Annotated in this window: 11 protein-coding genes and 1 pseudogene; 3 read left to right on the forward strand and 9 right to left on the reverse strand. The window is 42.2% G+C overall.

Annotation, left to right across the window (positions count from 1 at the left end; genetic code table 11):
* Positions 1-20: 20 nt before the first annotated feature.
* A complete protein-coding gene (locus P7F88_RS02615) occupies positions 21-557 on the forward strand; it encodes a flavodoxin (RefSeq protein WP_277821795.1) in 537 nt (178 codons plus the stop codon).
* Between the two features lie 87 nt (positions 558-644).
* On the opposite strand, the gene P7F88_RS02620 is transcribed toward P7F88_RS02615, so the two are convergent.
* The 5 genes from P7F88_RS02620 to P7F88_RS02640 all read right to left on the reverse strand — a co-directional run bounded on the left by P7F88_RS02620 (position 645) and on the right by P7F88_RS02640 (position 6,107).
* Positions 645-998 (reverse strand): YajD family HNH nuclease, encoded by a 354-nt coding sequence (locus P7F88_RS02620; RefSeq protein ID WP_277821796.1) that lies wholly within the window; start codon positions 996-998, stop codon positions 645-647.
* 469 nt (positions 999-1,467) lie between these two features.
* On the reverse strand, positions 1,468-3,609 hold the full coding sequence (locus P7F88_RS02625; protein ID WP_277821797.1) for a bifunctional diguanylate cyclase/phosphodiesterase: 2,142 nt from the start codon (positions 3,607-3,609) through the stop codon (positions 1,468-1,470).
* A gap of 57 nt (positions 3,610-3,666) precedes the next feature.
* Entirely contained in the window at positions 3,667-4,527 is an 861-nt protein-coding gene (locus tag P7F88_RS02630; protein ID WP_277821798.1) for a phosphate/phosphite/phosphonate ABC transporter substrate-binding protein, read from the reverse strand.
* Positions 4,528-4,825: 298 nt separating this feature from the next.
* Positions 4,826-5,323 (reverse strand): cytochrome c3 family protein, encoded by a 498-nt coding sequence (locus tag P7F88_RS02635; RefSeq protein WP_277821799.1) that lies wholly within the window; start codon positions 5,321-5,323, stop codon positions 4,826-4,828.
* 94 nt (positions 5,324-5,417) lie between these two features.
* Entirely contained in the window at positions 5,418-6,107 is a 690-nt protein-coding gene (locus tag P7F88_RS02640) for an HAD family hydrolase (protein WP_277821800.1), read from the reverse strand.
* A gap of 431 nt (positions 6,108-6,538) precedes the next feature.
* On the opposite strand from P7F88_RS02640, the gene P7F88_RS02645 reads away from it, so the two are divergent.
* The gene (locus P7F88_RS02645) at positions 6,539-7,645 is read left to right on the forward strand and encodes a M20/M25/M40 family metallo-hydrolase (RefSeq protein WP_277821801.1); all 1,107 of its coding nucleotides are present in this window, start codon (positions 6,539-6,541) and stop codon (positions 7,643-7,645) included.
* Positions 7,646-7,703: 58 nt separating this feature from the next.
* Here P7F88_RS02645 and P7F88_RS02650 read toward each other — a convergent pair whose 3' ends face one another.
* From P7F88_RS02650 to P7F88_RS02660, 3 genes are read right to left on the reverse strand one after another with little or no spacing between them, the layout of a single operon-like run.
* Positions 7,704-8,213, reverse strand: a complete 510-nt coding sequence (locus tag P7F88_RS02650) for a hypothetical protein (protein ID WP_277821802.1) — start codon at positions 8,211-8,213, stop codon at positions 7,704-7,706.
* The gene (locus P7F88_RS02655) at positions 8,210-8,752 is read right to left on the reverse strand and encodes a sigma-70 family RNA polymerase sigma factor (protein ID WP_277821803.1); all 543 of its coding nucleotides are present in this window, start codon (positions 8,750-8,752) and stop codon (positions 8,210-8,212) included. Before P7F88_RS02655 ends, P7F88_RS02650 begins: the two co-directional genes overlap by 4 nt.
* Entirely contained in the window at positions 8,749-10,374 is a 1,626-nt protein-coding gene (locus tag P7F88_RS02660; RefSeq protein WP_277821804.1) for a vWA domain-containing protein, read from the reverse strand. Before P7F88_RS02660 ends, P7F88_RS02655 begins: the two co-directional genes overlap by 4 nt.
* Positions 10,375-10,528: 154 nt before the next feature.
* On the opposite strand from P7F88_RS02660, the pseudogene gatZ reads away from it, so the two are divergent.
* A pseudogene (gatZ, locus tag P7F88_RS25735) lies at positions 10,529-11,804 on the forward strand (tagatose-bisphosphate aldolase subunit GatZ).
* A 75-nt stretch (positions 11,805-11,879) separates the two neighbouring features.
* On the opposite strand, the gene xylB reads toward gatZ, so the two are convergent.
* On the reverse strand, positions 11,880-13,364 hold the full coding sequence (xylB, locus tag P7F88_RS02675; RefSeq protein ID WP_277821807.1) for a xylulokinase: 1,485 nt from the start codon (positions 13,362-13,364) through the stop codon (positions 11,880-11,882).
* Positions 13,365-13,555: the final 191 nt, after the last annotated feature.

Here is a 13,555-nt window from a genome sequence, read left to right on the forward strand (position 1 = left end):
AAGTTTTCAAGGAGTTGAAGATGTCAAAAGTTGGAATTTTTTTCGGAACAGATTCTGGAAGCACCAGAAAAGTCGCTAAGCAGATTTATCAAAAACTGGGTGATGAACTCGCAGATAAGCCGTTAAACATAAATAGAGTGGAAGCATCTGCGTTTGATGAGTATGACTACCTTATTATGGGTACACCTACCTATGGTGAGGGGTTACTACCTGGCTTATCTTCAGAGTGTCAGGCAGAAAGTTGGGAAGAGTTTGTTCCCAATTTCGACGATATCGACTTATCTGGTAAAAAAGTGGGTTTGTTTGGACTAGGTGATCAGGTGAACTACCCGGATGAGTTCGTCGACGGGCTAGGAGAGCTTTATGACTGTGTTGTAGAGAGTGGAGCTGAGATAGTTGGCAGTTGGCCAACTGATGGGTATGAGTTCAATGAATCAACAGCAGTGGATGAAGACAGTTTTGTTGGCTTGGTGATAGACAAAGACAATCAGGCAAGCCTGAGTGATGATCGTGTCGCCACCTGGGTTGAGCAAATAAGAAGCGAAATGGGATTATAATAAAACACTGCGTTTACAGGCATTTGACGCTCTAAAGGCCATACTTTAGAGCGTCTTTTTTAATTTGTAGCCGCTGTCTTGAAACGGTTACTTTTTACCTTTATTCATCATATTAGCCAAATCGGCGAATGGGTTGTGAGTTGCACTTTGATGGTCGTCTGGGCGTGCTACCGGATCTGCGCCGTATAGATCGTGGTCTGTGTATTTGGAATGTTCATGATCATGACAGTAGAGACATAAAAGTTCCCAATTGCTGCCATCTTCCGGATTGTTGGTGTGGTCATGGTCTTTGTGGTGTACCGTCAATTCGCGTAAGTTTGAATAAACAAACTCTCTGGCACAATTTCCACATACCCAGGGATACATTTTTAGCGCCTTCTCTCTATATCCGCTCTCTTTACGCGCATAAGCGGCGCTGGTGCCGTTGTAGTCTGAAGCCATGATATTTTCCTAACTGTTCATATTTGACGTATCTACAAGGAATTTATCATAGCGATTATCAGGAGATAAAAGTATTTTGCATGCGGGAGTATGATGGAAGTCAGAGTTTCGGTAAAAACACTAATTTGAAGATGCTCAGAGTGAGGTCTAGTTTTACTGATGTGTGCTACCTGGTACGGCGAAAATCTACCAGAGTTGCGGTTTGAAAATTGTGTGTTGTTAAGACTCTCTTATCGCCTGATCCAGCTCTTCAATCGCAGTGTTTATCTGCTTTAGAAACTCATCTTCATCTAAGTTCAAGTCGCCTATTTCAAAATCAATCATGTTACTAGCCATCTAACTGTTGTATTTGGTGTGATTTATATCACATAAATAAACAGTATAGTAGCTGTTTATAGTATTACAACTCCAAATATTGATTTATGGAAGCGCAGAATCAGATATCAAAGTCAAGTTAACCCGAATAAATTCACTTTAGATAAATTATATTATTATCAACAGAATGAGGAGGCACATAACCTAGTTCGTTTGTTATGTCTTCAGCTGGCATTGGTTTTGCGAACAGATAACCTTGTCCATAATCGCAATTTGCCTGGGTTAGAAAACTAGACTGTGACACCGTTTCTATACCTTCTGCCACGACTTTAATACCGAGCTGATGAGCCATTGATACAACAGCGGCACATAAGGCGCGATCATTCGCATCATTGTCAATATCATTAACAAAACTTCGGTCTATTTTTAATCCGTCAATATTAAATTCTCTTAAGAAACCAAGCGAAGAATATCCCGTGCCAAAGTCGTCCAACCAAACCTCAACTCCCATAGTTCGCAGGCTATCTAACGTATTCTTAGCGCTGACTTTATCAAACATTAAAGCGGTCTCAGTAACTTCAATATGCAATCTATTAGCGTCAATGCCATATGCCTTTATTTGATCTCTAAAGGCTTTGAGCGTTTTGTCTCCATAGAGCTGTTTTGCCGACAAGTTGATACCTACGTGAAAGTCGGGGTGAAGAACCATTGTAGATACCCATTTTTGTATATCTTTACAGGCTTGCTCTACTACCCACTCACCGAGAACATGAATGATGTCAGTTGCTTCTGCAATAGGAATAAACTCATCGGGCGAAATATAGCCCTTCGTTGGATGATTCCAGCGCAGCAAAGCTTCGGAACCTATTATTTTGCTCGTCTTCAACTCAACTTTCGGCTGATAAACAAGCTGAAATTGGGAGAAGTCCTCTATAGCAATTCTAAGCTCTTTTTCGATGAGTCCCTTCGCCAATATTTTCTGTTCAATTTCGTAATTAAAATAACAATATCCGTTTTTCCCACTATCCTTGGCACGGTACATTGCCATGTCCGCGCTCTTTACAATATCTTCAGGAGTTTGTCCTGAGTAGGGGTATAGGGCGATTCCGATACTCGCCCCAACCACAACAGATTCACCTACTGTACTGAGATAAATCGGCTGCTTGAATGTATTTACAATATCAGAAGCAAATTTCGAGACAGCTTCCTTATTCGAAATTCCGGAAAGGCGGAGCAAAAACTCATCGCCGCCAACTCTTGCTACCTGGCATTGAGGCTGTCCCATACTAGCTGCTTGCTCAGTTTTTCGAATGGCATTTTTCAGTGTGCTAGCGACTTCGCATAACAGTTCATCACCCGCTTGATGACCAAGATTATCGTTTACTCGCTTAAACTCGTCCAAATCTAGAAAGAGAATGGCAAACATTTCATTGGAAAGCTCACATCTATTCACTTCTAGCTCGAGAGATTTAAGAAATTGGGTACGATTTGGTAAGTGCGTAAGCGGGTCGTTGTAGGCTAAAAATTCGACTTCTTCACTTCGTTGTTTGAGACTTGAATCCATCTTATCAAACGCTAGAGCAAGTTCTCCCAACTCATCGCTTCGCTGAATATTGTTTGATATCTGGTAGTTCCCTCTACTGATGCGTTTTGAATGTTTTAAGAGTTTATAGATGGGACGAATCATCGTCTTAGCTATCAATACCGAAAAGAACAAGCTGACTAAGCACATAAGTACCGTCAACATCAAGCTAAATGCTGCGCTGTAGTTTCGGCTTGTCTCAGTGATATCCCCAATGATGGTACTATTCTTCTCGATATCTTCTTGTACTGCCGTTAGGGAGTAGCTCATCACGATACCGCCTAGCTGTGTTTTATTTATCGAGAGCGGGCGGGCAACAATAAGGCTCGATGACGTGATTTCAGAGTAAGCTTCTTGGTTATCCAATACACTCATTTGTACCTTTGGCATATCCAAAGCTGTACCATAATCGAGAACCAAATCCTTTCCTGTATGGACGATAAGACCGTCAGCGTCAAAGACTTTTATAAAGAGTAAATCTTCGTTCTTTAGTGCTGGTTCCAGGATAGATTGAATGGTGTCAATATCATAAAAGAACATCGGGTTAAAAAGGGCTTCCGAAAGGTAGGTTACCGTTTGTTCTGCTTGTATTAGCGCATGAGCATTGAAGTTATCTGAAATGTTGTTAGCCGTTTCTTCCAGAATTTCGTCGCTATAGTATGAAGATATCAGCCACTGAGACAAGGAAAGGCAACCCATGGTCAATACAACCATAAGCATGTTTCCTAGTACCAGTTTACTTTTTAACTTCATAGGTCTCGATTCTCTCAGCTAGCGGGATATGTGCTCATCAACCAGAGTTTTTTGCATTTCCGCCCACACAATACTTTGTTCAATTTCTGGTGTGATAGGGTCAAACTTCTTTGTCTTTTTGTAAGCTTTCAAAGCCTGTTTACCTTGTTCGCTTTCATGAGCTGAAAGCAGTACCTTAAGGATGCTTTGCTTAAAATCTGAAGACAAATTGGGACGTGTCAGAACTAGTGAGCGCGGGATCGCCTGCGATGTATGGATGACCTGTAACTGGTGTTTTATCTGCTCAGGAATCTCTTTATCCCAGTCAAGATTGCTAAAGGTAGCTGCCGCTACAATATTGCGATGAACCCAGCTCATCATATTGGCTTCACCCCCGGACTTTGAATACTCGTCTGAGAAAAAATAGCCGATCTTGTCTGCTGGTGGATGCTCCCTTGGTGAACTCAACTCATATAGCTCGTACCCCTGTTCAAGTAATATTGCTGCGGGGATAAGAAACGCACTGGTTGAGCCAGTGTCCTCAAAGACAACGGTTTTGCCTAATAAGTCATCTAATGAGTCCACACCATTATTTAGTCTGGAGAAAAATATTGAATGGTATTCGGCTACACCACTTTTCCATCGTCTTGCTAAAAGTTCTGCATTCGAAAGTTGGATCAACTCTTGTGCAGCAAAAACTGTCTCCGACACCAGGTCGACTTGACCGCTATTTATCCATCGGGCCATTTGACGAGCATTTCGAGCGACGATAACTTGTCCGTTGTTGATGCCGTGGTTTGATAAACTGTGGGCTAAGTAATCAGCAAAGGGTTGAGCACGCTTAAACGCTTTTTTGGGGTTTGAGCTAATAACGCCTATGACTACTGTTTCCTCTCGCACAGTCGTTTTCGTGTCTGCATTGGCAGATATTGTAAAAAGCGGACCAATAATAACTGTCAGCAGTAAAACGGTAAGCCTACAAATTGATTGATAATGGTGCATACTCTTGCCCGAAATGTGATGCGTATTCCAAATTAAAGGCAATCATATGCTAAACACATCGTTTCTACCAATCTGTATTAGCTATTAGTGATGTACGCACGGCGTTGTAAAATGCTTGATCGTAACGTGTTAATAACTAGGAGTTATGCGGTACTTATAAAGTTAACATTTAGAGTAAATAGTCTTTATCGAATCATCACTCGGCTAGTTGCCAGCCGGGTAAAATAGCTTTCCAGTTTTCCTTGTGGCATTCGGAGCAGGTAAATCTTGAGCGTCGATGCACTCTGTGGCAGCTTGCACATTCGATTCGAGAATTATGTATTCGGTGAGGGTTAATCAACTGCTTTTCTTCAAATGGAGCTGTCTGCTCTATCAACCCTTCATAGTCATCGTGGCACTCTAAACAGAACTGGTTTCCGAAATCTCTTGGGTAAAATGGGTACTCATATTCTCCTGAGTGGAATTTATCGGCTTCTCGGTTTTTATCATCCTCCGTTTGTTCATGGCAATCAACACAAGATAAATCACCATTGTGCTGGTGCTTATATGAAAGCAAATGCTGCTGGTTTGCTGCCGTATCAACATATGGTTTGATGATATGACAACTTTCCCCACAGTTGTCTGAGGTTTCATCAGCATAAACCACAGAAGAAACAATAATAAATAGGATTAACAGAAGTGATTTTCGAGCCAAAGTTTTGCCAAAGATTAGAATAGATTTTGTGTGATGGTAACATAGATGGTCTGCTGCTACCGAGTAACTATTCAAGCGCCATTACAGGTTTTCTTTATAGGTTCAGTACGTCAATGATATCGTTTAAACGGTTGATAGTGACTGAACCGCTTGGAAGAGATATCTCTTTGTGAAAGCCCCTTAACCACACTGCTTTTAACCCTGCATTGCTAGCACCGTGCACATCATTGATGGGGTGATCTCCGATATATACGCACTCATGTGCCTTGTAGTTAGCGAGTGACAAAGTATGTTCAAATATGGAAGAGTCGGGCTTACTTATTCCAAACTTTTCAGAACTTACTATTTGCGAGAACAGGTGGCCGAATGGCGTCGCTTTAATCGTTGATACCCTACTATTTTCTGCTCCATTGGAAATAACACCAAGGTGATATCCTTTCTGGTGCAGGTAGTTGACTAAAGTCGTTGCACCTTCCATTTCAATACTACATTTGGGGAACTCTTCCTTCCAAAAGTCACTTAACACAGCATCGGGTTTGCTTCTTGCCCAATTCAATTGAGAAGATAATTCGCTGCCAATCGCTTGAAAGATCTTGTTATATTTAGAGTTGTGAGGAAGGTACCCACCATTATCTTGCTTTTTGATAATGCTGCTTACCCGGGAGGGAGTTATTTCTTTAAGCTCTGCTGAGAATGTTTTAACAAAACGACGAGCAAACTTATCAATACTCGCATTTCTGTTTACCAATGTATTGTCAAGATCGAAATATATAGCTCTGATCATCTGAAATTGAATTGTTTTATGTCATAAAGCCAATCTACTTAATAAGTATTACTATTTTGTGTCCACACATTCCAAAAAGAATAAACAGCATACTTTAATCAGCGCAATGAGGGCTTTATTTACATTCGCCATTTCTGGATAGTCTTCCGCTCCAATAAACTCCTCTTTTGTCATTTCTTGTCCGGTGGTTTCCGGTATTTGCTCTTTTACCTAAGGAAGTGGACTTGCACTAACGATGGCTTTGTACTTCTTGTCTTCGTCAAGTTTACCTAGATATCAACTTTTCATCTTGATGTGCCTAGCTGATTCAAGCAGTAAAGATAATGTCAGAATAGTGTCATTCGAGACTCTTTATTGATTCATCTCACATAACAGTCCTGTTCCTTATGTCATAAGGAGTGTTCGCTTGTAAAAGAATGAGAGAAGCTCACATGACACAAATTAATCAGCAGCGCCTGGTTGAACATTTCTGCCAGCTGGTTCATATTGATAGCGAATCGGCTAACGAGAAGAAAATTGCAGAAATATTGGCTGAACAGTTAGGGGAGCTTGGTTTTACCGTTCACAAGTTGCCAGTACCTGAGCAGTATACAAATGGCTTTAATGTGTACGCCCGCCTGGAAGGTAAGAAAGAGGGCTCCATTTTGTTGAGTGCTCATATGGATACCGTGACACCGGGAATCGGTATTGAGCCGATTATTGAAGACGGAGTTATTCGCTCTAAGGGTGACACTATCCTAGGTGGTGATGACAAGTCAGGAATAGCAGCTGTAATGGAAGCTGTTCGTAGTATTCAGGAACAAAACCTTGAGCACAAAACTCTTGAACTGGCTTTCACCGTTCACGAAGAAGGTGGTCTATTTGGTTCGCAGTACTTCGATATGTCATATGTAACATCGAAAGAAGCAATTGTTCTGGATACTGGCGGCCCAATCGGAACCATCATTACTGCGGCTCCAGGTCAGCAAAAAATCGTTGCGACTATTAAAGGACGCCCTGCACACGCTGGCCTGGCTCCGGAAGAAGGTATCAGCGCAATCATGGTTGCAGCGGACGCGATCAATCAAATGAAGCTTCTTCGTATTGATGAAGAGACGACAGCGAATATCGGTATGGTTAACGGCGGTCAGGCAACCAATATTGTCATGCCTGAAATCAAGATTGTTGCAGAAGCCCGTTCTCTTAACGGTGATAAGCTGGAAGCACAAATTGAGCACATGATTTCTACCTTTGAAACTGTTGCTGAAAAGCACGGTGCGGAAGTTGAAATCGAATCAAGCAGAGCTTATGACTCTTTCGTTATTGCAGACGACAACACACACGTGATTGCTATCAAAGAAACCTTTTCTGATATGGGTATTGAAGCTTTCACTACAGGTACTGGTGGTGGTAGTGATGCTAACAACTTCTACAAGAAAGGCTTAACAACGGTTAACCTATCTACTGGTATGTCTAAGGTTCACACTACTGAAGAGTTTATCGCAGTAGACGATATGGCGAAGATCACTGAGTTTGTGAAGCTTTACCTTACTAAGTAATTTTCTCCTGATACAAAACGCCCAGCTAATATCTAGATTGCTGGGCGTTTATTATTTTCTATTCCTGCTCTTCTAGCAGAGCCCTTAAGTGATCCGGTAGCTTACCTTCAAGCGATGGCTCTTGCTCTAGGAGTTTTTGTAACTCAATACGAGCTTCGTCGCGTTTACCCATTTCGATAAGTCTTTCGATTACGACAAATGGTCCAGGTATCGGGCGCAGTTCTGGGGAGCTCTTGGCTTTTAACGCGCGCTCTACTGACCGGGCTTCTTTAGCCTTTTTCACTCGTTCTTTGATGAGTTCTTCGTCAGGCATAATACTCATCAGCTGAAGTTCGTCAGAAAACTCGACCTGCTGCGGTTGAGCTTGTTCCTGCCATTGCCAGGGAGCCAGCAAACTTACTAGTCCTATGGATGCTGCTATTCCCACGTAGGGCCACCACCGCCTTCTATTCACCCTGTCAGTTTTGGCGTAATCCAGAATGCGGTTATCTAGTGAATCTGAAGGCTCTTCAGTTGCCCCTTTTTTATACAAGGAGATTAGCTCTTTATCATCAAATTGTGTCGTCATGTTCTATCTCCCAGCTTTCGGGTCAGGCATTGCCTGAGCTGATCCAGCGCGTATCGAAGCCTTGTTTTAACCGTTTCCTTTTTACTGTCTACGATGGAACTTATTTGTGTCATTTCGAAGCCAGCTTCATGCTTAAGTAAAAATGCTTCACGTTGGACGGCTGGCAGTGAGTTAACACAGGCTTTTAATGCTCCGACTTTTCTTTGCTCTGGGTCATCGGGTACCTCAGGTTCTATTTCGGTAACGATCGTTAGGTGCGAATTTCGGACTTTTTCTTTCCGGTACTCATCGACTATCAGGTTATGTCCCATCTGATAAAGCCATGTCGTAAACTTAGCAGAAGGAGCATAAGATTTACGGTTATCGACCACCCGAAACCAGGTGTCCTGAAACAGCTCTTCCGCCCGAGCTTGATTTCCGGGCAGTTGCCGGATGAAATATCGAAATAAGGGCGATTTATGTCGCTGATATAGTTCGGCAAAGGCGCTTTCATCACCTTTGCCATACGCTATCATCAGTTGCTCATCGGTTTGGTTCATAAGCTCTGCGCGATTTCTACAAGTGAGACAAATTCTCCACGATAATTATATGGGTCGCTACCTTTATTTTGTCGGGCGATAGTGGCGATTTGCTGATATGAGAAGTCATCCATGTAGTGGTTATTTTTAAGCTTTTGCGCGAACGCAGCAACAGATGCTGCGAACTGAAATTCTTCACTCGCCTTTTCAAAATCGGGTTGTATCTCTTTTGACAAAACACCACGTGTAACGCGGCTACTCTTATCTTCTCCCAGAAGCTTATATTTGACTTTCACCTGAGCTAATTCTCCCGAATGGGCATTTGCTAGCTTTGAATCGGTTTTATAGCGAAGATCGTCAATTTGCCCCTGATTTCCTGCTAGCGTTAATTCATAGAGTGCGGTAACAGAGTGTCCAGCACCAATTTCTCCAGCGTCAACTTTGTCGTTGTTAAAGTCTTCATCTTTCAGAAGGCGATTTTGATAGCCTATCAGACGGTACTCTTTAACGGTTGCAGGATTAAATTCAACCTGAATTTTAACGTCGGAAGCGATAGTCTGAAGTGTACCGCTCATCTGGCGAAGGAGAACTTTTTTGGCTTCATGAAGCGTATCGATATAAGCATGGTTGCCATCACCCGTATTTGCTAATTGTTCCATTAACGCATCGTTATAGTTTCCGCGACCAAAACCCAGAGTGGTCAGTGAAATGCCTTTTTTCCTTTTATCTTTAATAAGCTGTTTGAGCTGATCGATGTTACTAACACCAATATTGAAATCGCCGTCGGTTGCCAGCAGGATTCTGTTAATGCCATCTTCTTTGAAACCCAGGTCAGCTTGTTGATAAGCCAGATTGATGCCGCCTTCCCCATTAGTGCCACCGTTCGCGGTAAGGTTCTCTAATGCATTTAGTATGGTCTTCTTGTTGTCACCACTGGTTGCTTCTAATACTACCTGAGTACTGCCAGCGTAGGTGACTAAGCTAATGGTGTCATCTTTGGTTAGTTCGTTGGTTAGCATGGCAAGGCTTCTTTTCAGCAACGGCAGCTTGTTCTGCTGATTCATCGAACCGGAGACATCTATCAGAAACACTAGATTAGAAGGTTTCCGTTCAGTTTTAGGAATGTCGTAACCCTGTAGGCCAATTTTCAACAGCGTCCTGTTTTTATTCCAGGGCGCAGTCGCTACCTCAGTGAGTATATTGAATGGAATATCCTTATTTTGTGGTTCCTGATAATCATACGGAAAGTAGTTAATAAAGGCTTCTTCACGAATCGCGTCTGCTGGTGGTTTTTCTCCCATATTTAAATAGCTTCGTACATTCGCGTAGCTTCCTGTATCCACATCGATACTGAATGTTGAGAGTGGGGTAGTAGCAACCTGTTGAACGCCATTACTCGGATTGTCCAGGTAGTTATCACGGTTTTCCGCATGATAGGAAAAGTCGGCAATAACAGGCATAGCCATCGACTTAGCCATACGTGGTTGATGCATTAACCGAACAGACTGTAGTTCCATGCGTTGCGTTAGCTCTGCTTCTTTAGCTTGCTCTGTTTTTTTGCTCTGCACGTTTTCCTGACCAGTACATCCGTAAACGGTCATAAGTGTTACCGCGATTGACGCGGAGATGGTTTTCTTAAGCATTTTTTGAGTCCTTGTTCTTGTATGTACTCCTATAAACGAACTAGGGAAGAGGATGGGGTGAAAATTTTTATCAAAATTATGTTTGCTTACGCATTCTTATCTTTACTTTCGTTTAATTGTGATCAAAAATAATTAACAGGATTATTTGAAAGGTATTCGAAAGATGAAAGGCATCGTTGAAAGGCATAAGAATGGAGAGCATATCGGTATCTATTCTGTATGTTCTGCTCACCCACTAGTTATTGAAGCAACTCTGAAGTTTGAATTAGAAACTGGAAACAAGGTACTAATTGAGGCTACGTCTAATCAGGTTAATCAGTTTGGTGGGTATACAGGAATGAAACCTGCTGACTTTGTTCGATTTGTAGAAGGCATTGCTAAGAGTATTGGTTTTCCAATGGATAGGGTAATACTAGGTGGTGACCATCTAGGACCAAATTGTTGGCAGAAAGAGCCTGCTGCAGAAGCTATGGAAAAGTCAAAAACGCTTATACATGAATACGTTAAGGCTGGATTTAGTAAGATTCACCTTGATGCTTCCATGTCGTGCGCTGACGATGAAGTGCCTCTTGACCCTGTGATTGTCGCGGAACGGGCTGCCATTTTGTGTCAGGTAGCAGAGAATGCAGCTTCATCAGAACAAAAAGAGAACCTTACGTACGTGATTGGTACTGAAGTACCTGTACCTGGGGGAGAAAAAGGAAGCAATAAATACGGTACACGTAACAACAGTACCTGACGCAGCACGTACCATTTCTACTCATGTTGAGGCTTTTACAAAACTAGGAATAGAAGAAGCGTTGCAAAGGATAGTTGGCGTGGTGGTTCAGCCTGGTGTGGAGTTCGACCACTCCAGCGTTATTCACTATAAATCTGACGAAGCGAAATTGCTTTCGGAATATATCGAAAGTACTGATTATGTGTACGAAGCTCATTCGACTGATTATCAGACGAAAGAGGCTTTTAGAGAGTTGGTTCGCGATCACTATGCAATCTTAAAAGTTGGTCCGGCGTTAACCTTTGCCTTACGTGAGGCGGTATTTGCTCTTGCAGACATCGAAAATGAACTTGTTCCGTCAGAACAGAAAAGCCATGTTAAAGACGTTATTCATGAAGTTCTATTAGATGATCAAACGTACTGGAAAGCTTACTACAGTGAGCGTCACTCTGAAGCGATGGTTGACCTGAACTACAGCCTGTCTGATAGAGTGCGGTACTATTGGACTCATGAAAGAATTGCCTCTTCTATGGATAAGTTATTAACTAATCTGGAGATGAAGAGCATACCACTTGGCATGTTGAGCCAGTATTTGCCTGAACAGTACAAAAACGTAGTGGCAGGACAGATGGAAGCAACACCAAAAGATCTTATGATTAGCAAAATTCAAGGGGTGTTGAGCGACTACGCGTATGGCTGCAACCCAGTTTAATCTCTAGTCCTTTAACTCACTTTTCAGTAGAGGGTTTGACCTGCAATAAGCAGGTCTTTTTTCGTTATGAAGGGATTAAAATCCCTTCACATATTGTTCAACTTCCTGATGGTATTGCGTATAAAGTTCTTGATAGCGCGAATGTGCTTCTAGATCAGGTGCTGCGGCTAATAAAGGGTTAAGCTTAATTCCTATTGAACAGATATCTGCAATGCTGATAGGGGAAGAGTCGACTCGGTGACTGTATGCCCATTTTGCTTGCATTGCTGCACCTAATGCAGCTGCTTCGCCAGAGTCTGGCACATTCACTGTAAGCCCGGTTACGTTTGAAATCATCTGACGCCAGGTAGCACTATTTGAGCCTCCACCGATAAGAATTACAGAATCAAAACTCAATCCTGCTTGGGAAAGAACATCAACACCCTTCGCAAGGTTATAAGTCACTCCTTCTACCGCGGCACGAAGCAGGTTTTCCTGGTTCAGGTTATCTGAAGTTAAACCGAAAATGGCCCCTTTCGCTTTGGGTACGTTTGGTAGGCGTGCACCAGCTAAGTATGGCATTACGGTTATTCCGTTTGAACCAACAGGTACCCTAGATATCATCTGTTCAAAAGTAGGTATATCAGTGTTTAACAGGTTTCGAAAGGCAGTGGTAGCACTGGTTACGTTCATTGTACTTGCTAGTGGTAGATAGCCATTCGTCGAAGAACAAAATGCGTTCAGATCTGGGTAAGTTGTACTATCAACTTGTTCCAAGGTGTGAGAGTAAACCGTTCCAGATGTGCCCAGGCTCATAGTGAGTAAACCTTTTGATACGTTACCTGTACCTATTGCTGCCATCATATTGTCACCACCACCACTGGATACCACAACAGATTCTGATAACCCAAGTTGTTTAGCTAGTTTGGGGCGAATGGTTCCGTGGCATTGCTCCGAACTGATGAGCTCAGGTAAAACGAAAGAGTCCGGCATTCCAATTAATTCGAAAAGTTTAGTACTCCACTTTTTGCTGTAGGTATCAAAGTAACCAGTGCCAGAAGAATCCCCAGCTTCGGCGAAATAGTTTCCAGTTAGCCAGTAATTTATATATTCGTGAGGCAACATTATTTTCGAAATTTTTCCGAAGTCTTCCGGTTTGTGTTTTTTTGTCCACAGTAACTTGGCTATTGTGAAAGCAACGGGAACATTAATACCAATGGTGTTGCTATAATCGAGAGCATTTTCAGATGTGAAATTCTTCAAAATATCTGTTGGCTGGGTATCACACCATAGCTTTGCAGGGCGAATTATTTCGTTATTATTGTCTAGCAGTACAAGGCCATGCTGCTGTCCTGAAACACCGATTCCTTTAATTTCTGTTCGAGCTATCTGAGCTTTGTTGAAAGCTTCATCCATTGCTGTTATTAGGCTTTCAAGCCACCAGGAGGGCTCCTGCTCTTTCAACCCCGTATCATCACTTATTAAGGGGTAGGTGTTATAACCAACCCCAAGTATGTCTGTTTCACCATTCCAAATTGCGACCTTTATTCCTTGTGTTCCACAATCTATACCGATATACACTTTTGACTCCTTACGAGTAGAAAATATTAGAAAGCACACGAAAAGTGTGACCGACATTTCAAAACCGTAAACTTTCGTTGGTTATCGAAATCTTTCGTTATTATACTTGGAACCAGTTAAATTGATACTAAGAAATTATTCGAAAGAATATGATTAAGCACGAAAACGTAAGTTGCCGTGATGGGAGTAGC

The organism is Vibrio hannami (genome assembly GCF_029589055.1).
Classification (GTDB): domain Bacteria; phylum Pseudomonadota; class Gammaproteobacteria; order Enterobacterales; family Vibrionaceae; genus Vibrio; species Vibrio hannami.